Raw genomic sequence first — 24219 nt, forward strand, 5'->3', positions numbered from 1 at the left:
CCATTGAAAGACAAGAAATGAACTTACGCCTTCCACGTTTCGGCGAAAGTCTTGTCATTGAATCCCACTGTGGTTGTGTCTCCATCCGTCACAAGGGGTCGCTTAATGAGCATACCGTCTGATGCCAGTAATTTGATTTGTTCATCGTCACTCATAGAAGCAAGTTTGTCTTTCAATCCAAGTTCACGATATTTCATGCCGCTTGTGTTAAAGAACTTCTTTAGTGGTAAATCAGAGCTAGTGATCATCTCTTTCAACGCTTGCTCGCTCGGTGGCTGTTCAGCGATATTCGTTGCTTCGAATGGAATGCCGTTTTCTCTCAGCCATTTCTCAGCCTTCTTGCAAGTTGTACATTTCGGATAGCCATAATAGTGCAGTCCCAATTCAGTCACCTCCATTAGTTCCATTTTACCACAAAAACATCCAGACTACTTAACTCGCAGTCTGGATGGAGGGATACGAAAATTATTGATCAAACAACATATTTCGCAGCATCAATGAGTTTCACGGATGCTTCACGCTTCTTCGCAATCACGTTATAAGGATTTGAGCGCGTCAATTTACGCAATGCAGAAATCATCATGCGCTGGTTGTCTCCGTCCACTGTTGCGTATAGCGTTTCTTTTGCATCGCGTTCGATTGCTGCGAACGCTTCTTGACAGAAGATCTCCGTGTATAGGATTTTCTGTTGTTCTTTTTCAGCACCGTTTTTCGCAACCGCCTTTTCAGTACGAAGAAGTGCGGATTCCATTGCAAAGATATTATTAGCGATATCCGCAATGTTGACAAGCACTTCCTGCTCTTCTTCAAGCTTTGTTCCGAAGCGTTGTGCAGCTAATCCTGCAGCGAGCAAACCGATTTTTTTGGCATTTTTCACTAGGACTTTTTCTTGTTCCAGTGGTGCATCGCCAATTTCTTCCGGCATCATCATGAGCAATTCTTCTTGAAGTGCTTGCGCTTGCTGCAACAAAGGCAGCTCGCCTTTTAGTGCCTTCTTCATGAATGTACCTGGTACGATCATGCGGTTAATTTCGTTCGTCCCTTCGAAGATCCGGTTGATACGGGAATCGCGGTATGCGCGTTCCACTTCATATTCAGCCATGAAGCCATATCCGCCGTGCAATTGAACGGCTTCGTCCACGATATAGTCAAGCGTCTCCGATCCAACAACTTTGTTAATGGAACATTCAATTGCATATTCAGCAATCGCTGCTGCGATCTCTTTTCCGTCTTTCTGCTGTTCAGCAGTCATCTGACTTTGACGCTGCTCGAAGTAACCGACTGTCCGGTAAATCAGGCTCTCTGTTGCATAGAGCTGGGATGCCATCGTTGCGATTTTCTCCTTCGTCAAGTTGAACGATGAAATCGGAGTATTGAATTGCTTCCGTTCGTTCGAATACGAAATCGCAAGCTCAAGCGCACGTTTCGATCCCCCGACAGTTCCTACTCCAAGCTTGTAACGGCCGATGTTCAAGATGTTGAAGGCGATAATATGACCGCGACCGACTTCTCCAAGTAAGTTCTCTACAGGAACTTCAGCGTCAGATAAGATCAGTGTCCGTGTGGAGGACGACTTGATGCCCATCTTTTTCTCTTCAGCTCCGACAGAAACACCTGGGAATTCGCGTTCTACGATGAATGCAGAGAACTTGTCGCCATCGATTTTCGCATAGACAACGAATACGTCTGCAAAGCCAGCATTCGTAATCCACTGTTTTTCACCATTCAAGACATAGTGAGTACCCGCTTCGTTCAATTTAGCAGTTGTTTTCGCACCAAGTGCATCCGACCCTGAACCCGGCTCCGTCAGCGCGTATGCAGAAATTTTGTCCCCTGCTACCGAGTTCGGCAAGTATTTCTTCTTTTGCTCCTCGTTTCCGAACAACACAATCGGAAGTGTACCGATTCCTACGTGCGCACCGTGTGTAATGGAGAATCCGCCAGCAACTGCAAGTTTCTCAGATATCAATGCTGAGGAAATCTTATCCAATCCAAGCCCATCGTATTCTTCAGGTACGTCTGCCCCGAGTAGACCTAGATCCCCAGCTGACTTCAAAAGACGTACAGAGTGCTCGAACTCATGGTTTTCCAATTTATCGACAACTGGCAGCACTTCGTTTTTCACGTAGTCTTCTGCTGTTTTTGCAATCATTTTTTGCTCATCGGAAAAATCTTCCGGCGTGAATATACGATCCGGTGTAATGTCTTCCGTTAGAAACGCTCCGCCTTTAATCAGCTCATTTGTCGTAGTTTCAGTCATTTCCAGTTCCTCCTCTAGTTTACGTGCATAGGTTGTTTACAGTAATTCAAACACGCCAGCTGCGCCCATTCCGCCACCGATACACATCGTGACAACGCCGAATTGCTTGCCTTGGCGCTTCAGTTCACTCATCATTCTTACGGTCAAAATCGTACCGGTTGCTCCAAGTGGATGACCTAGAGCGATCGCTCCCCCATTCACATTCACTTTGTTCGTGTCCAACTTGAGCTCACGAATGACTTGCAAGGATTGTGAAGCAAATGCTTCGTTCAATTCCCACACATCGATATCTTCAATGGACAGTCCAGCGATCTTCAACGCTTTCGGTATCGCAGCAATCGGTCCGATCCCCATGATTTCAGGTGGAACTCCTGCTACTGCAAACGAACGGAATTTCGCAATTGGTGTAAGACCTTCCGCAACAGCTTTTTCACGATCCATTACAAGTACAGATGCTGCTCCGTCAGAGGTTTGCGAAGCGTTCCCAGCTGTTACTGTACCTGTAACGGAGAACGCAGGACGCAGTTTCGCTAAGATTTCTGTTGTTGTGCCTCGACGCACGCCTTCATCCATCGAAAACGTACCTTTTTTCTCTGCAAATTTCCCAGTGCTGTCGACATAGCCTTCGGTGAATTCAACAGGAACAATTTCGTCCTCGAACTTACCAGCGTCAATCGCTGCTGCTGCACGGCGATGGGACTCTACAGCAAACGCATCCTGATCTTCACGGCTGATTCCATACTTCACGGCAACTTGCTCCGCTGTATGACCCATTCCCATATAATACTCAGGTGCTTCTTCCGCTAGTTTTGCATTCGGACGAACGGTATTGCCCATCATCGGGACCATACTCATCGACTCAGCGCCGCCAGCTAGAATGGCTTCAGAGTGTCCTAGCATGATGCGCTCAGCTGCATAGGCAATGGACTGGAGTCCTGATGAACAGAAACGGTTGATGGTGATCGCTGGTGTCGTGTCAGGCAAGCCAGCAAGTGCTCCAATATTCCGAGCCATATTCATCCCTTGTTCAGCTTCCGGCATTGCGCAGCCGATGATCAGATCTTCAATCGGACCGTCATAACCTCCTGCGCGTTTCAACGTTTCTTTTATAGTAAGTGCTCCTAAATCATCTGGTCGGACAGTCGCAAGCGATCCTCGGCCCGCTTTACCGACCGGTGTGCGGGAACCCGCTACGATTACTGCTTCACGCATTGTATTTCCTCCTCTAAAAGTTCTGGTTCATCAGTTACGCAATGGTTTGCCTTTGACAAGCATGTGCTGCATGCGTGCCTGTGACTTCGGCTCAGCTACAAGACTCAAGAACGCTTCCCGCTCAAGATCCAGCAGATACTGCTCATCTACGAGTGTGCCGTATGGCAATTTGCCGCCAGCTAATACGTAAGCGAGTTTCTTCGCAATCTTCATATCATGATCGCTGATGAACCCTGACAAACGCATCCCTTCTGCACCAAGTAGCAACGTTGCATAACCCGTTTCACCAACCACCGGGAATTTCTCACGCTTCGGCGCCTGATAGCCATTGTCATACAAAGACAGTGCTGCTTGTTTTGCATCATATAATAGGTGATCCGCATTGACGCTAATGCCATCGGCGAAATCGAGGAAGTTGTTTTCACGTGCTTCATCAGCAGAAGTGGACACTTTTGCCATAGCAATCGATTCGAATACTTTTTTCGCAATGTTCTGATAGTCGACTTGCACACCGTTCGGCAATCCTTTCAAGTGCTTCAAGTACAGACCGACGTTACCGCCTCCGCCAGGAATCAGTCCCACACCTGCTTCAACGAGGCCGATATACGTCTCCATGGAAGCTTGGATGTGATCTGCCGGCAAGCAGACTTCCGCTCCGCCGCCTAGTGTCATTTGGAATGGGGCTGCAACGACCGGTTTGGACGAATACTTGAGTTTCATCATGGCGTTCTGGAACGTACGCACCACGAAATCGAGCTCGAAGATGTTATCGTCTTGCGCTTCCATCAGAATCATTCCAAGGTTCGCACCGACGCAGAAGTTCTTTCCTTGGTTACCGATGACAAGACCTTTGTAATTCTTTTCTACTTCATCCACCGCAAAATTGATCATCTGCATGATGTCGAGGCCGATCGCATTCGACTGTGAGTGGAACTCAAGCAGTGCAATCCCGTCACCCATGTCGATCAAACTTGCTCCGGAGTTTTTCTTGATGACTCCGTGTTTCTTTTTATAGCGCTTTAAATCGATCACTTTTTCATTGACCGGAACAGGTGAGTAGCCTTCACCATCGAAATAGAAGAGCACGTTGTCTTCCTCTTTATAGAACGTTTCGAATCCTTTATCGAGCAAGGATTGGGCAAAATCAGGAATGGAGTCTCCCTGTTCTTTCATGCGCTCAACTGATTTGCTGACGCCGATTGCATCCCAAACTTCAAATGGCCCCTGCTGCCATCCAAATCCCCATTTCATCGCGTTATCGAGGGAAACGATTGTGTCCGCTATTTTGCCATGCATTTCTGCCGAATAGAGGAGAGTTGGCGCCAGGATACTCCAGAGAAGCTCTCCCGCACGATCTTCCGCATAGACTAAAGACTTCACACGATTACCGAGCCCTTTTAACTGTTTCGCCATTTCAATTGAAGGCGTTTTCATTTTCTTGACGGGGCTATATTCAAGCGTTGAAGAATCGATCTCGTAAATGTCTTTGCCTTTTTTCACGAAGAATCCTTGTTTCGCTTTTGCACCGATCCATCCGTTGCCGATCATTTTCTTCATGAATTCCGGAAGTTCGAAGACAGCCTGTTCTTTTCCTTCCGTCTGATCGTAAACGTTTTTAGCAACATGCATGAACGTATCCAATCCAACTACATCCAGTGTGCGGAATGTTGCGGATTTCGGTCGCCCGATCAGCGTTCCTGTAACAGAATCCACTTCCCCGACGGTAAAGCCCCGTTTCTCCATTTCTCGAAGTGTAACAAGAAGTCCATAAGTGCCGATTCGATTGGCGATGAAGTTCGGTGTGTCTTTTGCGATGACGACACCTTTACCGAGGCGATCTTCGCCGAAAGAAGTCATGTACCCGATGACTTCCTTTGATGTCGTTTTCGCTGGAATGACTTCAAGCAATTTCAAGTAACGAGGCGGATTGAAGAAATGCGTCCCAAGGAAATGCTTTTGGAAGTCTTGAGAACGCCCTTCCGCCATTGCATCTATACTAATTCCTGATGTATTTGAAGTGACGATTGTTCCAGGTTTACGAACAGCGTCAATCTTTGCATATAAACTCTTTTTAACATCCAGATTTTCAACGACCACTTCAATGATCCAATCCACATCTTTCAACTTCTCCATGTCGTCTTCCAAGTTCCCCGCTTCAATGAGTTCCAGGTTTTTCTTTGAAGTGAGCGGTGCTGGCTTTTGTTTCAATAGTTTTTGTATCGATCCGGAGACAATTCGGTTACGGACTGCCTGATGCTGCAAAGTTAGTCCTTTTTTCTCTTCGTCCTCTGTCAGATTGCTCGGTACAATGTCCAGAAGAAGAACAGGAATCCCAATATTGGCGAGGTGTGCAGCAATGCCAGACCCCATCACACCCGATCCGATGACAGCTGCTTTCTTGATTTGATAAGCCACGTGAAAATCCTCCCTTTGCTTTTGAATGAATGCTCATTCATTTTATAGGTAAAAAAAATAGAAACCTTTTCTATGAATCTAATTGTAGACTATTTCCTGCATTTTCGCAATATTTAAATCTAAAAACTCTGTTCCTTCCTTTTGAAACAAGTTGATAGGCGGTAAGCGGTTTTCATTGTACACTGGGTGTATGAAAGGAGTCGAATACACATGCAATCGATTACAACCGCAAAACAATTCAATGAGATCATTAATGAATCATCACGTTCCATTATTAAATTTCAAGCAGGATGGTGCCCGGACTGCCGAGTGATGGACATGTTCATCGGCCCGATTACGGAAGACTACGATCAATATGAGTGGTATGATGTGGACCGTGACGTTTTGCCCGAAATCGCTGAAAAATACGATGTCATGGGGATTCCAAGTCTGCTGATTTTTGAAAACGGTGAGAAAAAAGCTCATCTTCATAGTGCGAATGCAAAATCCCCTGAGCAAGTGACCGATTTCCTTGAAGGTCTCACAATTTAACATGCATTACTATACTGCCGGCTGCCTATGCAGTCGGTTTTCTTTATGTATATTTTTGAAAATAAGTTATACTTAGGTTAGATTATAGAAAAACTAAGAGGTGTAGAATGAATCAGTTAGAAGAAGTGGCACAATTGAAGGCTACTATTGCCAAGTATGAAGAAATCATCAATGAGACGTCTGTGCCAATTATTACCTCCATTGTCGAGAACACGATCCTGCTTCCTGTGGTAGGGTATACAGACAAGGAACGCATGGAACGGATTCGCGCGAAAATCCTTGAATACGCGGGAGAGCATCGAAATACTGAAGCAGCAGTGTTCGACTTTTCAAGTATACGTCTATCAGATGAAGAAGGATTGGAAATGCTGACACTTGAATTGCAGCTCATGCGATCTGAACTGCAATTGATGGGCATCCGTCCGATCATGGTCGGCTTCACCCCTCCTTTTGTCCGACAGATGGTAAGTGCAGGAGTTGCTTCTGAAGTGGAATCTTATGCGAACTTCAAAGCAGCGCTTCAAGTACTCATGGATGAAAAAGGACTTTCCTTTTCAAAAGTCTAAATGAAGGAGAGCTGAGGCGTGCCGGTTTTAAAACAGTTTCAGGGCAAATCACAATACGCCCCCTCCATAGATAGAAGGCTGAGACCTTCTGCATGTGGTCCAGTAACAGTTGCTGTGATTTTGAACTTTTTGGACATTCCGGATTCAAGAGTCCCTGTCAATCAGCTTTACAAACTATTAGGAACGACACACATCGGGTTATTTAAGTGGCGGTTAGTGCGCAGGCTTCAGAAGTGGTTAGGTAAGGACTGGGAAGTGCGGAAATGTTCGTTAGCTGAAGCTTTGCAAGAACTGGAGGACGGACGGCCAGTAGCTGCGAAGTTCGACAAATGGTTCTCATTCAAGTGGAGAGGTCACTATGAATTCGATTATCATTGGGTACCTGTTATAGGATACGAAAAAAATGCGGATGATGTGATCCTCACAATTCATGATAACGGAAGTCCAACGACTCCCAGTAGCGTGCGATTGGTTTCCTATCGAAAGAACTTAGGGATGTTATCCTTTGTTAAAATCGCTCCTGTTTCCAAACAAAAAGGACACTGATCGGCTCAGTGTCCTTTTTGTTATGCCACATATCGGATCGCTTGTTTCAACGTTGCAAAACTCTTGATGGCGCCGAAGTTAAGACCCAGTCCGACCAGTGTTTGTGCAATTTCCGGTGTAATCCCACTCACGACAGGAGTCGTCCCGACTAACGATAGGGATTCGAAAAGGATAAATAACTGCTGAGCAACATACGTATCCGTCGTCTGAAGTCCTGACAGATCGACAATCAGGTACTCGAGATTAAGACGCACTGCTTCCTTCAATACTTTCTCCTGCAGTATGTGACCTCTATTGCTATCCATAACACCGATTAGCGGCAGGATGGCAGTGGTGTCGTTAATGGATGCGATCGGTACAGATAGTTCAGCAATGACAGCCTGTGAAATCTTCAGCATCTCTTTTTCATAATCCACAAAAGGAAGGCTGAAATAGTAGACGACGTCGTTGACGATCATATCGAGAGCAGTTGTCAGTTCATACATATCCGCTGAGCTGATGTTGCTGTTAATCCCCTCATGCTTTAATACCGTTCCTATGTACGCACGGTATTCGGGAACTTCCCGCAGCATCATATCCAAGGAGATGCCTTCTTTTTTTGCAAAGTGAGTCCCTGCCTCTTTTCCCCATTGACGCAATGCGTCCACTCGCTCGGTCTCTTCCAACTTCAACGCATTCGCATATAACTTCACTAATTCGACGCGAGCTGGATAGAGTTCTTCTTCCGAATGCTGCATAATCGGATAGCGTTCGTTCTGTTGCCTAGTTATCAGCATCGCTAGTTGTTCAGCATTCTCGATGATTTTATCACTTAAACGGATCCGCAATTCTCTCATATAAACTTCCCCTCGCCTCAGCAGATCGTTCTGCTGTCCCTAATTGTTTTAAAACTGCATTCAGACCATGTGTCCTTAAATGATCAAATGTTTGGTCCGTATAATCCGGAATTTCAAGGTGCTCCAGTGAGTTTCCTAACTCCACTTCACAATGGATGGTTGCCAGTTCTTTTGAAACATGCAGCATCGTCAAGTTTTCTTGAATTTTGTTTTTCTCAGAACTTGTCAGCTTGTCCAATGAATTGACGACTTCTTCAGCAGTCCCGTACGTTTGAATGAGTTTCAATGCCGTTTTCGGTCCAATTCCTTTAACACCTGGATATCCGTCACTCGTATCCCCTATGAACGCTTTATAGTCGATAAATTGTGCAGGTGTCATCCCGTACTCTTCTATAAAACGCGCCTCCGTATATACATCATAGATTGAATGACCTTTTTTCGTTAAGGCAATCTGGACGGAAGGTGCTAATAATTGGAGTAAATCCTTGTCTCCGGATACAATCGTCAGCTCTGCATCCTCTTTCCATGTTTTCACAAGAGAGCCGATCAGGTCATCCGCTTCCATTCCTTCGATTCCATAGTTTTTCCACCCCATGGCTTCAGACGCCTGTCTAGCCATATCGAATTGAGGAACCAGCTCCGGAGCCGGTGCAGGACGATTGGCTTTATAGCCTTCGTATAGGTCGTTGCGGAAAGTGACCGCTCCCATGTCCCAGCAAACGGCAAGATGCGTGGGTTGAAAAAGAGTGGCGGCAGTAAGTGTATGTCTTAGGAATCCTTGGACCCCGTTCGTAGGGATTCCATCTTCATTGTATTGGAACTGTTTTCGTACAGATGTGGCAAAAAACGAACGGAATAGCAGCGCCATACCGTCGATCACCAATATGTGTGGACGTTCAGTATTCACTTAGACACTCTCCTTAGTGATTCTTATGTTTATGTATATTTCTACCCTTTATCATACCACGTCTTTTTAGTTTCGCACGTTCCTTTCCTTCAGGATTCCCTTTATGTAGGCGCTCGTCTAGGGCAACTTGAGCGTTTGACATAGGATGGGGAGCAGAGTGAAATTCTGAAAGGGGAAAAATGATGAATCCAAACGAACACGGCGAGGAACAATGGTTCCCTCAACTTCCGGAAGGATACGTTCAGCAACCGGGCAGCCAAGAACATTGGAATGCGACCGCAATGCATGTGAATCCTCAACAAACGGCGATTAACGGGTGGAATCAGCCGCCACATCAGCAAGGATGGAACGAGTGGCAAAATCCATCTCATCACCACCAACAGCAAGGATGGCCGGCGTTGCCAGGTTTTCCATCACAGCCGAGTTGGCCATGGCAAGGTGGATGGAATCCGAGTCAGCCCGCTTATCCAGGATCTGGTGGGAACACGGGGGGCGGCGGAACTCAACAGAGTCCACCTACATCACCACCACCTTCTCAAGCGCCCCCGTATCCTGATCAGCAGCTTTTGAGAGTGGACCCAGGTGGAATTCGCGGATGTATGTTCCGCTATACGTACATTTGGACATCACGAACAAGAGGGTTCTGGTTCTACCCAACCTTCGTCGGCAGAACGTCAGTCGCAGGGTTTCAATGGAACAATCAGTGGCGGCGCTGGATGTATACCGGAATTGACTTAGATCGCATTGATGCATTTACATGTATTTAAATAACAGTGCGTTAAGGGGAGATCAGCTGCGGCTGATCTTTTTTTATTTGCGGAGTGATGGTGGGAGTCGCTTGTTGAGGGTTTTCTGTGGGTTGTGATCACTTTTTGAGTTTTATGAGCGCTTTCACTGGGTTATGATCACTTTCCGCGATTTATGAGCGTTTATCCTTGGTTATGATCACTTCCCGCGATTTATGAGCGCTTTCCCCGGATTATGATCACTTTCCGCGATTTATGAGCGCTTTCCTTGGGTTATGATCACTTTCCGCGATTTATGAGCGTGTTCCATGAGTTATGATCACTTCCCGAGGTTTATGAGCGCTTTCCCGGATTATGATCACTTTCCTCGATTAATGAGCGCTTTCTCGATGTTATGACTGCATTGCGAAGTCTCCAATACCTTCTCCTCTGGTGAAAGAGAGCATTTCCCTGTACCTATCAGTTAATCTGAACAAAGAAATTTGAAGGTAACCGATGGCTAAAAAGCGGAAGAGCGGGTATATAATACTGTCTTCAAGCAAACAGGAGGTAATTTTCAAATGAAGAATCATGTTATTGGGATATATGAAAACGAACAACAAGTGATGGGCGCTGTGGAACGATTAAAAGGGCAAGGTTATACGACAGACGAAATTTCCGTCATTGCTAAACACACAAAAAACCTGCCAGAAATCACACAGGAAGTGAAACCTTCCACTAAAGATGGAGCGATTGCCGGAGCTGTAACCGGAGGAACGCTCGGCATAGCGGGCGCAATCGCCGGAATTTCTGCAGTGTTGGTTCCGGGACTCGGCGCAGTCTTGGCTGCCGGCCCTATTGTTTCGGCAATCGGAGGAGCAGTCATAGGAGCCAACTCAGGCGCTGGCGGCTTAAAACATGCTCTTCTGGAAGTCGGCATCTCGGATGAAGAAGCCGAACGCTATGCGAAAGATGTGCAAGATGGCCAGGTTCTGGTATTCCTGCATCCTGAAAAGTAAAGTCTAGTGGAATCATCCGCTGCTTGCATGGACTGGCCTCTATCGGGCTTGAAACATCGCACCCTACAAGGGTTTTCGCGCGTTATTATGCGCATACGTTTACACGGAACGATAAAAGTGGATCTTCAGAACCGTTTCCGATAGTTGAAAGCGGTTTTGATCGTCCGATTTTTTTGATAAGAAGCCCTGATTCGCCTTCACTCTTGTCAAATAACCTATAGGCTGCGATTTAGAAGTTACTTGAAATTCCGTACTAAAAAAAACAAATTATACAGATGATTTTTTTATTTCATCGGTCAGTTCTGTTTGATTGTGATATACAAATTTCGGTGTAAACTAGTAGAAGTATCTATAAAAAAGGAGTGTTTTTCATGGTTGGAATGATGGAAGGAAAAGCAGGATTAGTCACAGCATCGGGTTCAGGAATCGGCAGAGCAACTGCAGTTGCATTAGCAAAAGCAGGCGCAAAGGTAATGATTTCTGACGTTAGCGAAGAATCGGGCCAAGAAACTGTACAAATCATTAAAGATAACGGTGGCGAAGCGGCCTTTTTCAAATGTGATGTAAGTGACGAGGAGCAAGTGATCGCACTTATCGATAAAACAGTTGAAACTTTTGGCAAGCTCGACTTTGCGCATAACAATGCAGGGATCAACAAAGGCCTTAAGCCAATCGGAGAAATGGATTCCAAAGATTGGGATATTACGTTGAAAGTAAACCTGTATGGCACTTTCTACTGCATCAAACACGAAGTCAATGCCATGCTGAAAAATGGCGGCGGTGCAATCGTCAATACGGCTTCAGGTGCTGGTATTGAAGGTTCTCCAAACATGGCTCCTTATACGGCATCTAAACATGCAATTGCTGGGTTAACTAAATCCGTTGCATTGGAATATGGCCAAAAAGGTATTACTATCAACTCTATTGCACCAGGTGCAACCATTACACCTGCAATTGAATCATGGGCTAAAACATCTCCGGAACAATACCAAGGAGTCCTCTCAACACTTCCAGCCGGAAAAATGTCTACAGCAGAAGACCAAGCAAATGCTGTCGTATTTCTTTGCTCAGACCTTGCAAAGTCAATCAGCGGTGTCACACTAGCAATCGACGGCGGGTATACTGCAGGTAAAATGCAACAATAAATTTCTGAGGTGTTAACGTTTAGATGTAAAAACGGATCAAGCAATGGGCTTGATCCGTTTTTTATTGCACAACTCTCATTACTTCCGGGTTTTGGATCCTCGGTACCTCAACATTTTTCTTCACTCTCCTAGAATCTCCCTCTTCACTTGAGCGGAATCTGTATCACTATACTGAGCAGACCCCTTACCACCTGTTTTAGCAATTAACGCATTCAGTTCATTGTACGTTAGTCCGGAATTGGCGTTCAGCCTTTTCACTTCTTCAATATCGGTACCGGCTACTGTGTACTTTTTATCGGTTTGCAATATACTTCGCCTCCTCCCAAATAGTGTATACTTCTGTCCGATTTTTATGTAAGGCATTTCAGTACTGATCCATCCTGGATTCATACCTGTTACACACCTTATTGACTCTAAGCCACGTTGTCCCCCAAAAAATGAACTCAATTGCTTTTGGAAACTGTAGAGAAACCATCCCGGACTTCAATAAAAAAACACCATCCAAGGGATGATGTTTTTTGCAAAGGGATTCCAACGACACTTCATGCATTACTCAGCTTCTACAGTATCTTCTTTCGTGTAATTGAACTGAGTGCGATCGACTGGAGTAAATCCTTTTGGCGTATAGAATCTCAGTAAGTCCCCGTTAACGACTTTATCAGAAAGCTGCAATTTACGATCCACTTCTTTTTTGAGACTGTTTGCAAGCTCCATTTGACTCTCGTCCAACGGTAGACCTGTTTTGTTGTCATAAAACTTTTCATTAATGGAATCGACAGACGGGCTGATGAAATCGCCATTTCTGAAGGGCACAATTTCGTTATGCTCTTCGGATAGTAAGTCTGATCCGAATTGGACGTAATCTTTCGTGTCAATCCCTAATAAATGTAACAACGTTGGAAGAAGATCTGTTTGCCCGCCATAGGTGTGGCTGGTCTTCCCTTTCATTCCTGGTACATGGATGAATAATGGGACACGTTGTAAATTAGCACCCGCAACTGGGGTGATTTCTTCTCCCATGACTTGTGCCATCGCTTTATTATGGTTATGCGAAATACCATAATGGTCGCCATAAAGAACAATCATCGAGTTCTCATACAAGCCTTGTTCTTTCAACTGATTGAAGGCTTGCTCAATCGCTTCATCTGTATATCGGGCGGTTTGGAAATAGTCGTCTACACTTGAATCTCCAGTATCCGCTTTTCCAATTGTCACTAACTCCTGATTCATCGTATACGGGAAGTGGTTTCCGACTGTAATGAATTTCGTATAGAAAGGTTGCGGCAGCGAGCTTAGGTAGCTTTTCGATTGTTCATAGAATGGTTTATCCAGCAACCCATATTCCGCCATGTCTTCTGGAGAACTGGTGTCATAATAACTCGCATCATAGAAGTGATCGAATCCGAATGACTTATACACTTCACTCCGGTTCCAGAAACTTCCCTTATTCCCGTGAAATACAGCGGACGTGTATCCATAATCCTTTAAAATACCAGGAGCTGCTTGGTACGTATTTTGTGCTTTTGTAATGAACGCAGATCCCTGCGGTAACCCGTATAGTGAATTTTCCAGCATGAATTCCGCATCAGACGTTTTCCCTTGGCCTGTCTGATGGAAGAAATTATCGAAATACAGGGTGCTCTTATCTTTTGATAATGAATTCAGGAAGGGTGTCACCTCTTCCCCATTCAATTTGTAATCGATCAGGAAGTTCTGGAACGATTCCAAATGCAAATAGATGACGTTCATCCCTTTTGCCGCACCAAAGTACTGTGCGTTCGGCTCAGCGTAGTTGGATTGCGTGTAGTTGATCACTTCTGTAAGATCACTGCTATCCGCCAACGCTCTCTGTGACGATGCTTTCATCGTTTCCACTGAGTCATAGATCGAATAGTTGTACATGCCTAGGTATTTCACAATATAGTTTCTGTCAAAACCGCGAGTTAAAAGTTGCGGACGGCTCGCTTCCGCTAGACCTAAATTGATGATGGAAATCACCAATGCAACAGCTAGGATCGATATTGCTTTCTTATAGCCGAAACGATTGGTTTCTTTTTGTACGTTGCGTGAGAATCGCAAGTAAAACATGACCAATACATCCACAAAGAACAGGATATCAAACGGTTTGATCAACGTCAGAATACTTCCGCCTAAGTCTCCGAAGTTCTGAGTTTGGTAAATCGTCGGTAATGTAATGAAGTCACTGAAGAATCGATAGTACACAACATTGGCATATAGAAGAATCGACATGAGCGTGTACACGATGAGTAGTACTGTGTATTTTCTTGTTCCTTTAAATAAAAATGAAATTCCTAGAAATAGTAATGCTGAGCCTAGTGGATTCAACAATAGAAGGAAGTGTTGAAGTGCTCCTTCCACACCTAGCTGGAATTGTGTTAGTTGTGTGATATAGGTTTTCCCCCATAACATCAGAACAGCAACTAAAAAGACGCCTAAGAATGTGTTTAGCGAAAACGCTTTTTTATTGAACAGATCTTTCATATTTTCACCAACCTCTACTATATTTTAATTGAAGTCATCATCTATATTTGCTGGAAGCGTTAAGGGCAAAATCAGAAAAAAGTTACTTTTTAATCGCCACATTTAAGGCTGCTAAAGAATTTTACTCCTCATTCGCTTTGTTGTCAATTCTTATCACCTATAAAATGGAACTTGAAGACCTCATGTATATCGCTGTTTAGAAGTGAACCATCCTTCTCAACAACAAAAAAAGTAGTTCCTGGCCTGCTTGGCTCAGATCTACTTTCATTGGGAGATTTCGCACTGTGTACCGACGATTCAGCTGCATTGTAAAATCAATTCCTAGTCGTTCGATGTCACAGTATGGATTATTTATCACTGCTAGTTCTTCTTTCGGTAAGTCGCTGGACTCGTTGGTTCTTACCCCTAGGGGCGCCATTTCGACTACACCTTTACTACAGGCTCCATCACAGTCAACGTTCGATTCACCGTATCCATATTGACACTCGCTCCTATAGGAATTGTCGCTTTATAGTGGCTATGTGCGGTGGCTAGGTTGGTCAATAATGGTTTTCCAAGTGGAACAAGGAATTCAGTGATCACATCCGCGTAGCTTTTCCCATAGGCCGGTTCACAGTTCGTACATTGTCCCATAATGATTCCTGCGCACTCCTCAAATTTCTTCGCCCTCTCCAAGTGGCTTAAGTATCGATACACCGTATTGAACGGTTCATGTGTTTCTTCCAAAAGAAGGATTCTGCCTTCCGTATTAATTTCAAAAGATGTGCCTAAGGTGCCCACGAATGACGTGAGATTCCCCCCTACAATCGGTCCTGTGACATTCCCGGGAACCGCTCCGATAAGTGGCACATCTGGTGGATTCATGATTTGCCAAGGCGCAGTAACAGTCGATGTCGCCGTAAAAAATTGATTGAAATTATATGGAGGCGTTGCCGGAGTAAAGTCCAACAGTAACAAACTTTGAAAACTGATGAGGTCCGCATACTCAAACAAGACATTTAATAGAATTGTGATATCGCTGTATCCCGAAACAATTTTAGGATTTTGCTTCATGACGTTAAAATCCAGGAAAGGTAAAATACCCGCCACCCCGACTCCGCCTCGAGTAGGTAAAATCCATTTCACTTCCGGATTTCTAAACATCTTCATTAAATCCGCAGCGCGCTGCTGGGGAGTTGCCGAAAGAAAACCATTGGCAGAATACACATAATCTCCGACGATGACTTTAAGTCCCATACTGTTCAGCATCCGAATCCCTTCATTAATACGATTAGCCGCCAACGGACTTCCAAGCGTCACAATCCCCACCGTATCGCCCTTTTTCAATTGCTGAGGTTTCGTAGCCACTCCCCACTTGCTCCTCTCCTCTTGTGTAACGAACATATATACGTTTGATTCTCATATAGTAGCCTATGTTTGCAAACCTTTTTGGAGACCAAAGGACATTTTGTCGTGTGAGGGGCAGCAGCATTGCGTCCACAATATACATCTCACATCGTAATCATTGCAGTTGCTGAACCCCGATATTTCGTAAAATGGATAATCTGCGAGAATGGCGTAGCACTTATAGCTTCACAATAAAAGTTGTTCAAAAACAACAAGCGCCTCCACAGTTTGCGGTACATGCAAAAAACCGTTCTGAAAAAGATTGATCAAAACGGGGAGATCTTTGCGAAGTCATGTTCAATTATCATTATACTGTTGGATCATTTTCTACTGTCATTTACAACGATCGCGCCAGTTTGCTTTATAACGGCCTGTATTTCAATTGTTAGTGTGCTCCACTGTTATACGGAGAACACCTTTATTTTACACCGTGAAAAATAAAGGACTTGGTTTCCTCTGTTGCCTGTTCAAATTCCCAATCCCCATAGGTTTGAATTTGCGAAAAACCTGCTTGGTGTAAGGATTTATAGATCTCTTCTTGGGTTCGGAATCTTAATTGCATTTTTTCATGAATCACTACTTCATCCGTACGTGCATTTTTCACAGTTTCATAAAACGTAAATACATCGTCTGCGAACCCCTCGTATTCCGTCCAAATTTCAAGCCGTTCACCGCTCAGCGGATCCGTTGCAACATCAGGAGTTTCATCTTTTTCCCACTCTTCCCATACTTTCGCCAATGGATTACGTGTATCAAAAATAAAGTGCCCTCCAGGTTTTAACGCCCGATATGCATCTGAAATGACAGCCTTCCAACTCTCCTCTGTAAGAAATACTTGTGCAACATTTGCCGTCATCAGTACAGCGTCGAACGCACGGGGTTGTAAATTCGTGCTATCCCCAACAATCCAAGTCACTCCTTCTGGACATTCCTTACTTTTCGCATAGTCAATCGCTTCTTCATTCGGGTCAATCGCTGTAATACGATTTCCTGCCTTCACAAAATGAGTTGTCAGTCTTCCTGTTCCACAACCCAAATCAGCTATTTTTTCAGCATTTATCTTATTCAGGAGCCTTAAAAAGAATTCATCGTCTTTGCCCCATGCATTAATTTGGTCATATACTAATGGAATCATTTAGTTACCTTCTTTCTAAATCATACTTTTGCATCTTATTTCTTCCGTGAAATGGCCCGATTGCAAACCGAAGGCATTCAGTATATTAAGTAAATTGTATCAAACTTTTTAATAAATTATCGGATTTTATTCGAAATAGTCAATCTTCCAAATATGAAAGCATGAAGAGAACGAACTCATTCTTCTCAGACTTAAGACGTAGGTGTATTTCAGTCATGTGTATGACTGCATGAAGACAATGTTCGCTTATGATAGAGGAAAGGGGTGTGAATATGAAGAAAATACTGATTATCAGCATTGCGGGTATGTTGGGGATTGCAAGCTACTGGATGTACAGCATTTTGAAAACTGATCGAGTCTCGGGCCCATTGACGATCGAGAAAGACGATGCGAAGTCACTGGATGTAGAGATCGAATTCGGTGCCGGGAATCTTTTGATTGAAGGCGGCGCAAAGCAATGGGTGAATGGCGATATTAATACGAACGTAAAAAAGTGGTATCCAACTGTTGTGTATAAGAACAAAAGAAACGTCGGGTATGTAGAAATCCACCAGAAAACGAAGGGGCTCTCCGCTTTGGGCAAGAAAAAGAACGACTGGCAAGTTCAGCTGACTAACGAAGTCCCTGTAAATCTCGATGTCGAAATGGGTGTTTCCGACGCAGAACTTGACTTGGCTGGAATCCGCCTGAGCCACTTATCAGTCGATGCAGGCGTCGGTGATACCACTGTCAATCTTGCGGACGATTGGAAGGACAGCTTTGACGCAGAATTTGACCTGGGAGTGGGCGATGCAGAAATTCGTCTGCCTCAAAAGACCGGAGTCAAGCTTACTGTTTCAAAAGGGGTTGGCAGTATAAATGCGAAAGGTTTTATTTCCGAAGGGAAAGGCGTGTATGTGAATGAAGCCTATGGGAAAACGGATATTGATATCCACTTAAAAGTAGATGTTGGTGTAGGTGAAGTTACATTTTTGCTTGTTGAGTAGGTGGTGTTCTTTGTGTACTTGGAAAACATTATAATCTGAAATTCAAGAGTTCATAGGTCATTCAGTTTTGGAGTAATCGAGGATTGTTTCATATCTGTCACCTCTTTCGTTTTGTGGTTTTAGTTTATGAGCATTCCCCAACTTCTCACTCATTACAAAACCACCATCCACAAAGGGATGGTGGTTGCCATATTTCTATGGAGACGGTGGGAGTCGAACCCACGTCCAGAGGCTCTAATACGTAAACGTCTACGCGTGTAGTTTTCCTATTTGGGTTCGCGCTGCAGTATGCCGGAAGACAGGGCGTCGTGCGCGCTATTTCGGAAATCTCTTCTGGGGAGCCTCGAAAAGCAGCATCCAGCGTATCCCACTATAGGTTGAGCCTTACAACGCCACATGGGCGATGGTATTGCAAGGCAGATTCAACAGCTTACGCTGCGAATGCTAGGTTGTTGTTTGTTTTGCCTGTTATTATTAAGGTCCGTTTCTGACGGAGACGAGCCTCCGACGCGCAGCTCACGCTTAGACCACCCCTGTCGAATCCGTAACGTCCCCGTTAAAGGGATGTCCGGGAGTCGTCTGGAGTCATCAGCAGCCTCCTGCTGATGCTAAGACTATCGGAACTGTATTGCTGTACCCAGTATACCTCATCGACCGCCATTTATCAATATTGTTGTTTGTCTTTGAATGCGCGCTGCATATCCCGTTTCGCTTCCTTCTCTTTCAAGTCATGCCGTTTGTCGTATAACTTCTTCCCTTTACCGACACCGACAAGCACTTTCGCGAATCCGTCTTTAATATACATTTTCAACGGAACGATTGCAGTCCCTTTTTCCTTCGTCTGCCCAATCAACGAACTGATCTGCTTTCGATGCATCAGTAGTTTACGAGAGCGGACCGGGTCATGGTTGAACTGATTCCCTTGCTCGTACGGACTGATGTGCATATTGGATATCCAGGCTTCGTTGTTCCGGATGAGTACGAACGCGTCTCTCAGCTGCACTTTCCCATTACGGATCGACTTGATTTCCGTTCCTTGCAGGACAATCCCTGCTTCGATTGTTTCTTCAATTGCGAAGTCGTAATTGGCTTTCTTATTGACTGCGAGAACTTTTCCTTTGCCTTTTGCCATCGTCATTCACCCTCCCGTGAAACCGAATGGCCAGTTGGCAATCCGGTTCACTTTCTTTTTCTAGGTTTTTGTTTCTTCTTCTTTGCTACGCCTTCGTAAAACCGCTTCTTTTCACTTCCGCCGGACTTTTTGGCAGATGGCTTTCCAGAATGATTCGGTTTACCGGAATCAGGTTTCTTAGAACCTTTATCCTTTGAATCTCCTGAAGTCCTGCCCTTTGCATGGATGACTTTCGGCGTTTCCCTGCGTGTTCTATGGAATGTCTTCTTCATGTCCGCGATTTCGAAGTCAATAGAAGATTCTTCGGGCTTCACTGCTGTCACTCTTACTGTGATTTCATCCCCAATTCGGAATTGCTTGCCGGTGTGCTCCCCGATCATCATCATTTGACGGTCGTCGAAACGATAGTAATCGTCTGTCATATAGCTGACGTGAACAAGTCCTTCAATCGTATTCTCAAGTTCAACGAACAAGCCGAAATTCGTAACGGAAGAAATGACCCCTTCGAATTCTTCGCCGATTTTGTCCAGCATGAATTGCGCTTTCTTTAATGCATCCGTGTCGCGTTCCGCATCGACTGCACGGCGTTCCATGTCAGATGTATGCTGGGCGATTTCCGGTAATTCCGCATCCCAATGTGCAACTGTTTTCCCTGAAACGTCTTTTTCAAACAGATACGTCCTAATGAGCCGATGGACGATCAAGTCCGGGTAACGACGGATCGGTGAAGTGAAGTGTGTATAGTAGTCTGCGGATAACCCGAAGTGTCCGAGGTTTTCCTGATAATACTTCGCCTGTTGCATCGAGCGTAATAACATCGTTGAAATAACCGTCTCTTCAGGAAGACCTGAAATGGACTCCGTGATTTCTTGCAATGCCCGTGGATGCACTTTGTTGCCAGCACCTTTTACGACGATCCCGAAGTTTGTAAGGAACTCGAATAACCGTTGGAGTTTCTCCGGTTTCGGATCTTCGTGAATCCTGTACATGAACGGAATTTGCATCCAGTGGAAATGCTCTGCAACCGTTTCGTTCGCAGCAAGCATGAATTCTTCAATCATTCGTTCTGCAACGGTACGTTCCAAGATTTTAATCTCTTTCGGCCAGCCTTCTTCATCCACCAATACTTTCGATTCCTTAAAATCGAAGTCGATGGCACCACGGTCTGCACGCTTTTGACGGAGTATTGCCGCAAGCTCAGCCATATCCGTTAACATCGGAACGATTTCCGAGTACTTCGTCCGTAATTCTTCATCCAACTGGTCCACGATTTGGTAGACGTCCTGATAGGTCATGCGGTAATCGGAATTGATGACACTTGGATAAATTTCGTGGTGCGTCACTTTTCCGTTCCCGTCGATTGTCATTTCACATGTCAGTGTCAGGCGATCCACATCAGGGTGTAACGAACAGATCCCGTTCGACAGCTTATGGGGAAGCATCGGAATGACTCGGTCCGTTAAGTAGACACTCGTTCCGCGATCGTATGCTTCCGCATCCAGCGGAGTGTTCTCCGTGACGTAATAACTCACGTCAGAAATATGGACGGATAGCGTATGCGTGCCATCTGAATTTTTTACAAGTGAAATCGCATCATCCAAGTCTTTCGCATCTGCACCATCGATTGTGATCGTCAGTACATCTCTCAAGTCTTTGCGTTTGAACAGATCCGCTTCCTGAATTTCTGCAGGGATTTTGTCCGTCTGCTGAAGGACTTCAGGCGGAAACTCGATTTCGATTCCATGTTTGTGGATAATTGAAAGGATGTCGACACCCGGATCATTCTTATGCCCGAGAATCTGGACAACCATTCCTGTGGCAGATTTCATATCACTTGGGAATTCAGTGATTTCCGCGACCACTTTATGGCCTTCGATCGCTCCTAGGTTATTCCCTTTTGCAATGAAGATATCCATCGGCAGCTTTTTGTCGTCTGGAATGACAAATCCGAACCCTCGGTTGTCTTGATACGTCCCGACCACTTTCGTCGTTTTACGTTCAGCAATCCGGATGATGGCCCCTTCACGACGATCTCCGAAAGAGCTGCTCGATACACGTACGAGAACGATATCGCCATTCATTGCACCATTGACTTCCGTCGGCGGGATGAATATATCATCCATTCCTTCAGCTTCCGGTGTTACAAAGCCAAATCCTTTTGCATGTCCGATGAATTTTCCGCGTACTAAATTCATCCGTTCAGGAACGCCATAACGATTCGTCCGCGAGCGGATGATGAGACCTTTTTGTTCCAAATGGACGAGCATTTTCACTAACTCTTTAAATTCCGCTGCCTGTTCCATACCGAGTAATTCCTGGATTTCTTGTACGGTAAGGGGCTTATAAGAATCATCTTTCATCGTTGAAAGAATTTTTTGTTCCAATTCTTTTTCAAAGTTTTCCAACTCTCATCCCTCCTTGTCTAGTTAGTATTGCCTGGTTCGGGGTTCATTAATCCTCCCAATCCAGCGATTCGAGAAACTCGAATATCTCTTCGTGAAGTTCATTTTTCTCAGGTCCTAACGTGATCACATGTTTCGATTTCTCGTAGTGTGAAATCTTTTTGTCTGTCGACTCTGCGTGGTCATAGATGATTTGTCCTGAATTCGTGTCGATCACTTCGTCGTGAGTGGACTGTACGACGAATAACGGTGCGTAGATCGTATCCACTTCAGCTCTCACGTTTTCGATCAGCTTTTGGAGATCGACGAGCGTAGGCATCGACTTGCCACGCAATGCTGTTACTTCTTCTTCGATGGTTTCCTCGTCTTTTCCTTCAAGCTTTTTATATTCACGGGCATAATGGAGAACCCCTTCGTACATCTGGTCTAAAGAACGCATCGACATCGGAGCATTCATTGTTACAATTCCCATCACAGGACGCTCTGCTCCTAATTTCAGTGAAAATACGCCACCCAATGATAATCCGGCTACAGCAATCTGATCATAGCCCGCTTCCTTCAGTTGGTCATAGGCTCCCACTACATCCGGCCACCAGTCATCAGGACCTGTTTGAATCAGGTCTTCTGCAGGACCGCCATGCCCTTCATAATGCGGAGCGAGGGACGTATACCCCTTCTTCTCCAAAAATCGGCCGATCATTCGTACGTCTGCAGATGTCCCTGTAAATCCATGCAGTAAAAGCACTGCCCGCTTTCCATGTTCAAAAAAGAAAGGTTTTGCATGAGAAACTTTCACGCGACCTTACCTCCAATCATTACCAAACCAGTTTTGAATAAAAAAGCCTGGCCGTACAGATGGCCAGGCGGAAATTGCTTCTTTTTATATTTTCACGATCGCAATCGCCAGTACGAAGAACAGCACGGAAAGTACAATTGTAACGCGCTGCAAGACTAGGTCTAGACCGCGTGCCTTTTGTTTACCAAATAACTGTTCAGCCCCACCGGAGATGGCTCCTGATAGGCCTGCACTTTTCCCTGATTGCAGCAAGACGACGACAATTAGTGAAAGTGAGACAATCACGAGCAATGTCATTAATAACGCGTGCATAATGTTCCACCTCCTGAAACAGAACTCAACTACCTTACCAGTTTACCAAACTCTAGCAATCGAGACAACTGCTGATTGCAGCAGTTGTCTCTGAGTTCTGCTTATTGTTGCTTCAGGTTGTAAAATGTTTGTTTGCCAAGGTACTGTGCTGTTTCATCCAGTTGGTCATCGATACGCAGCAATTGGTTATACTTCGCAACACGATCTGTTCGTGAAGGAGCGCCTGTCTTGATTTGACCCGCGTTGGTTGCGACTGCAAGATCCGCGATTGTCGTATCTTCCGTTTCACCAGAACGGTGAGAGATCACTGCTGTGTAGCCCGCACGCTTCGCCATTTCGATTGCATCGAATGTCTCAGTGAGTGTACCGATCTGGTTCACTTTAATAAGAATCGAGTTTCCGACGCCTTCTTGGATACCGCGTGATAACTTCTCGGTATTCGTTACGAAGAGATCGTCCCCTACGAGTTGTACACGCTTGCCGAGACGATCTGTCAAGAGCTTGTGACCCGCCCAGTCGTTCTCGTCCAGACCATCTTCGATTGAAATGATCGGATATTTGTTGACTAATTCTTCATACCAGTCGACCATCTCTTCAGAAGTCTTCACGATGCCTTCGCCAGAAAGATGGTACTTGCCATCTTCTTTGTTGAAGATTTCCGAAGCTGCAACGTCCATTGCCAGCATAATGTCTTCGCCAGCTTTGTATCCTGCTTTTTCAATCGCTTCGACAATCGTGGAGAGTGCTTCTTCGTTCGATGATAGGTTCGGTGCGAATCCGCCTTCATCCCCTACTGCAGTATTCAATCCTTTGTCGTGAAGAACCGCTTTCAATCCGTGGAAGATTTCAGCTCCCATACGAAGTGCATGACGGAATGATTCTGCACCAACCGGCATGATCATGAATTCCTGGATATCGACGTTGTTATCTGCGTGCTCTCCACCGTTGACGATGTTCATCATCGGAACAGGAAGCTGCTTCGCGTTAACGCCGCCAAGATATTGATACAATGGAATATCCAAATAGTCAGCTGCTGCATGAGCGACTGCCATCGATACGCCTAGAATCGCGTTTGCTCCAAGTTTGCCTTTGTTATCTGTACCATCCAGTTCGATCAGTGCTTTGTCAATCACGACTTGGTCGAGGACGGAATAGTTTTCTTCCAGCGCATCTGCAATGACTTCGTTGACGTGATCCACAGCTTTTAGCACGCCTTTTCCAAGGTAGCGGTCTTTGTCGCCATCGCGCAGTTCAACGGCTTCATATTCACCTGTTGAAGCTCCTGATGGTACAATTGCCCGACCAAATGCTCCGCTTTCTGTGAACACTTCGACTTCAACTGTTGGATTCCCTCGTGAGTCGAGTACTTCTCTAGCTTGGACAAGTGTAATGATTGGCATGCAAAT

General features: G+C 45.1%; 22 protein-coding genes and 1 other RNA gene. 7 read left to right on the plus strand and 16 right to left on the minus strand.

Features of this window, described 5'->3' with window-relative positions:
• Positions 1-23: 23 nt before the first annotated feature.
• The 4 genes from ABE021_RS05160 to ABE021_RS05175 form a co-directional block, all read right to left on the minus strand.
• On the minus strand, positions 24-383 hold the full coding sequence (locus tag ABE021_RS05160; protein WP_430287240.1) for an arsenate reductase family protein: 360 nt from the start codon (positions 381-383) through the stop codon (positions 24-26).
• Between the two features lie 89 nt (positions 384-472).
• On the minus strand, positions 473-2260 hold the full coding sequence (locus tag ABE021_RS05165; protein WP_430287241.1) for an acyl-CoA dehydrogenase family protein: 1788 nt from the start codon (positions 2258-2260) through the stop codon (positions 473-475).
• Between the two features lie 36 nt (positions 2261-2296).
• Positions 2297-3472: an acetyl-CoA C-acetyltransferase gene (locus ABE021_RS05170; RefSeq protein WP_430287243.1), complete on the minus strand. Its 1176-nt coding sequence runs from the start codon at positions 3470-3472 to the stop codon at positions 2297-2299.
• Positions 3473-3502: 30 nt separating this feature from the next.
• Positions 3503-5887: a 3-hydroxyacyl-CoA dehydrogenase/enoyl-CoA hydratase family protein gene (locus tag ABE021_RS05175; protein ID WP_430287245.1), complete on the minus strand. Its 2385-nt coding sequence runs from the start codon at positions 5885-5887 to the stop codon at positions 3503-3505.
• A gap of 210 nt (positions 5888-6097) precedes the next feature.
• Between ABE021_RS05175 and ABE021_RS05180 the strand changes: the two genes are divergently transcribed.
• From ABE021_RS05180 to ABE021_RS05190, 3 genes are all read left to right on the plus strand, one after another.
• Positions 6098-6418: a thioredoxin family protein gene (locus tag ABE021_RS05180; protein WP_430287246.1), complete on the plus strand. Its 321-nt coding sequence runs from the start codon at positions 6098-6100 to the stop codon at positions 6416-6418.
• A 107-nt stretch (positions 6419-6525) separates the two neighbouring features.
• Complete coding sequence (locus tag ABE021_RS05185) at positions 6526-6984, plus strand: STAS domain-containing protein (RefSeq protein ID WP_430287247.1); 459 nt, start codon at positions 6526-6528, stop codon at positions 6982-6984.
• An 18-nt stretch (positions 6985-7002) separates the two neighbouring features.
• Positions 7003-7530, plus strand: coding sequence for a C39 family peptidase (locus tag ABE021_RS05190; RefSeq protein WP_430287248.1), 528 nt, complete (start codon positions 7003-7005; stop codon positions 7528-7530).
• A 20-nt stretch (positions 7531-7550) separates the two neighbouring features.
• On the opposite strand, the gene ABE021_RS05195 is transcribed toward ABE021_RS05190, so the two are convergent.
• Positions 7551-8366, minus strand: coding sequence for an STAS domain-containing protein (locus ABE021_RS05195; RefSeq protein WP_430287249.1), 816 nt, complete (start codon positions 8364-8366; stop codon positions 7551-7553).
• Positions 8338-9273 carry a 5'-3' exonuclease gene (locus ABE021_RS05200; protein ID WP_430287251.1) on the minus strand — a complete coding sequence of 312 codons (936 nt, stop codon included), beginning with the start codon at positions 9271-9273 and terminating at the stop codon, positions 8338-8340. The genes ABE021_RS05195 and ABE021_RS05200 overlap by 29 nt, the downstream gene beginning before the upstream one ends.
• Positions 9274-9455: 182 nt before the next feature.
• Between ABE021_RS05200 and ABE021_RS05205 the strand changes: the two genes are divergently transcribed.
• The 3 genes from ABE021_RS05205 (at position 9456) to ABE021_RS05215 (ending at position 12162) form a co-directional block, all read left to right on the plus strand.
• Positions 9456-10040 (plus strand): hypothetical protein, encoded by a 585-nt coding sequence (locus ABE021_RS05205; protein ID WP_430287253.1) that lies wholly within the window; start codon positions 9456-9458, stop codon positions 10038-10040.
• Positions 10041-10579: 539 nt separating this feature from the next.
• Positions 10580-11017: a general stress protein gene (locus tag ABE021_RS05210; protein ID WP_430287255.1), complete on the plus strand. Its 438-nt coding sequence runs from the start codon at positions 10580-10582 to the stop codon at positions 11015-11017.
• A gap of 371 nt (positions 11018-11388) precedes the next feature.
• Positions 11389-12162 (plus strand): SDR family NAD(P)-dependent oxidoreductase, encoded by a 774-nt coding sequence (locus tag ABE021_RS05215; protein WP_430287256.1) that lies wholly within the window; start codon positions 11389-11391, stop codon positions 12160-12162.
• Between the two features lie 120 nt (positions 12163-12282).
• On the opposite strand, the gene ABE021_RS05220 is transcribed toward ABE021_RS05215, so the two are convergent.
• From ABE021_RS05220 to ABE021_RS05235, 4 genes are all read right to left on the minus strand, one after another.
• Complete coding sequence (locus ABE021_RS05220) at positions 12283-12552, minus strand: hypothetical protein (protein WP_430287258.1); 270 nt, start codon at positions 12550-12552, stop codon at positions 12283-12285.
• A 159-nt stretch (positions 12553-12711) separates the two neighbouring features.
• Positions 12712-14664, minus strand: coding sequence for an LTA synthase family protein (locus ABE021_RS05225; RefSeq protein ID WP_430287260.1), 1953 nt, complete (start codon positions 14662-14664; stop codon positions 12712-12714).
• A 423-nt stretch (positions 14665-15087) separates the two neighbouring features.
• Positions 15088-16011 (minus strand): S66 peptidase family protein, encoded by a 924-nt coding sequence (locus ABE021_RS05230; RefSeq protein ID WP_430287261.1) that lies wholly within the window; start codon positions 16009-16011, stop codon positions 15088-15090.
• A 457-nt stretch (positions 16012-16468) separates the two neighbouring features.
• A complete protein-coding gene (locus ABE021_RS05235; protein WP_430287263.1) occupies positions 16469-17185 on the minus strand; it encodes a class I SAM-dependent methyltransferase in 717 nt (238 codons plus the stop codon).
• Positions 17186-17457: 272 nt separating this feature from the next.
• On the opposite strand from ABE021_RS05235, the gene ABE021_RS05240 reads away from it, so the two are divergent.
• Positions 17458-18171, plus strand: coding sequence for a toast rack family protein (locus ABE021_RS05240; protein WP_430287265.1), 714 nt, complete (start codon positions 17458-17460; stop codon positions 18169-18171).
• Positions 18172-18366: 195 nt separating this feature from the next.
• Here the strand turns inward: ABE021_RS05240 and ssrA are convergent.
• The 6 genes from ssrA to eno all read right to left on the minus strand — a co-directional run bounded on the left by ssrA (position 18367) and on the right by eno (position 24213).
• Positions 18367-18726: a transfer-messenger RNA gene (gene ssrA, locus ABE021_RS05245) on the minus strand.
• Positions 18727-18835: 109 nt separating this feature from the next.
• A complete protein-coding gene (gene smpB / locus ABE021_RS05250; RefSeq protein WP_430287267.1) occupies positions 18836-19303 on the minus strand; it encodes an SsrA-binding protein SmpB in 468 nt (155 codons plus the stop codon).
• A gap of 47 nt (positions 19304-19350) precedes the next feature.
• The gene (gene rnr, locus ABE021_RS05255) at positions 19351-21708 is read right to left on the minus strand and encodes a ribonuclease R (RefSeq protein ID WP_430287268.1); all 2358 of its coding nucleotides are present in this window, start codon (positions 21706-21708) and stop codon (positions 19351-19353) included.
• A gap of 46 nt (positions 21709-21754) precedes the next feature.
• Positions 21755-22501 carry an alpha/beta hydrolase gene (locus tag ABE021_RS05260; RefSeq protein ID WP_430287269.1) on the minus strand — a complete coding sequence of 249 codons (747 nt, stop codon included), beginning with the start codon at positions 22499-22501 and terminating at the stop codon, positions 21755-21757.
• 84 nt (positions 22502-22585) lie between these two features.
• Entirely contained in the window at positions 22586-22813 is a 228-nt protein-coding gene (secG, locus tag ABE021_RS05265) for a preprotein translocase subunit SecG (protein WP_191690521.1), read from the minus strand.
• Positions 22814-22914: 101 nt separating this feature from the next.
• Positions 22915-24213 carry a phosphopyruvate hydratase gene (gene eno / locus ABE021_RS05270; protein ID WP_430287270.1) on the minus strand — a complete coding sequence of 433 codons (1299 nt, stop codon included), beginning with the start codon at positions 24211-24213 and terminating at the stop codon, positions 22915-22917.
• Between the last annotated feature and the right edge of the window lie 6 nt (positions 24214-24219).

Origin of the sequence: Sporosarcina gallistercoris, from assembly GCF_050459885.1 — a bacterium.
Lineage (GTDB): Bacteria > Bacillota > Bacilli > Bacillales_A > Planococcaceae > Sporosarcina > Sporosarcina gallistercoris_A.

What these genes read in the sequence shown, in the direction of transcription:
- ABE021_RS05220 (WP_430287258.1), bottom strand. Translation starts at nt 12,552, where the DNA reads ATGAATCCAGGATGGATCAGTACTGAAATGCCTTACATAAAAATCGGA.
- ABE021_RS05185 (WP_430287247.1), top strand. Translation starts at nt 6,526, where the DNA reads ATGAATCAGTTAGAAGAAGTGGCACAATTGAAGGCTACTATTGCCAAG.
- ABE021_RS05195 (WP_430287249.1), bottom strand. Translation starts at nt 8,366, where the DNA reads ATGAGAGAATTGCGGATCCGTTTAAGTGATAAAATCATCGAGAATGCT.
- secG (WP_191690521.1), bottom strand. Translation starts at nt 22,813, where the DNA reads ATGCACGCGTTATTAATGACATTGCTCGTGATTGTCTCACTTTCACTA.
- ABE021_RS05225 (WP_430287260.1), bottom strand. Translation starts at nt 14,664, where the DNA reads ATGAAAGATCTGTTCAATAAAAAAGCGTTTTCGCTAAACACATTCTTA.
- ABE021_RS05205 (WP_430287253.1), top strand. Translation starts at nt 9,456, where the DNA reads ATGAATCCAAACGAACACGGCGAGGAACAATGGTTCCCTCAACTTCCG.
- ABE021_RS05240 (WP_430287265.1), top strand. Translation starts at nt 17,458, where the DNA reads ATGAAGAAAATACTGATTATCAGCATTGCGGGTATGTTGGGGATTGCA.
- ABE021_RS05165 (WP_430287241.1), bottom strand. Translation starts at nt 2,260, where the DNA reads ATGACTGAAACTACGACAAATGAGCTGATTAAAGGCGGAGCGTTTCTA.
- ABE021_RS05180 (WP_430287246.1), top strand. Translation starts at nt 6,098, where the DNA reads ATGCAATCGATTACAACCGCAAAACAATTCAATGAGATCATTAATGAA.
- ABE021_RS05210 (WP_430287255.1), top strand. Translation starts at nt 10,580, where the DNA reads ATGAAGAATCATGTTATTGGGATATATGAAAACGAACAACAAGTGATG.
- ABE021_RS05215 (WP_430287256.1), top strand. Translation starts at nt 11,389, where the DNA reads ATGGTTGGAATGATGGAAGGAAAAGCAGGATTAGTCACAGCATCGGGT.
- ABE021_RS05170 (WP_430287243.1), bottom strand. Translation starts at nt 3,472, where the DNA reads ATGCGTGAAGCAGTAATCGTAGCGGGTTCCCGCACACCGGTCGGTAAA.
- smpB (WP_430287267.1), bottom strand. Translation starts at nt 19,303, where the DNA reads ATGGCAAAAGGCAAAGGAAAAGTTCTCGCAGTCAATAAGAAAGCCAAT.
- eno (WP_430287270.1), bottom strand. Translation starts at nt 24,213, where the DNA reads ATGCCAATCATTACACTTGTCCAAGCTAGAGAAGTACTCGACTCACGA.
- ABE021_RS05235 (WP_430287263.1), bottom strand. Translation starts at nt 17,185, where the DNA reads ATGATTCCATTAGTATATGACCAAATTAATGCATGGGGCAAAGACGAT.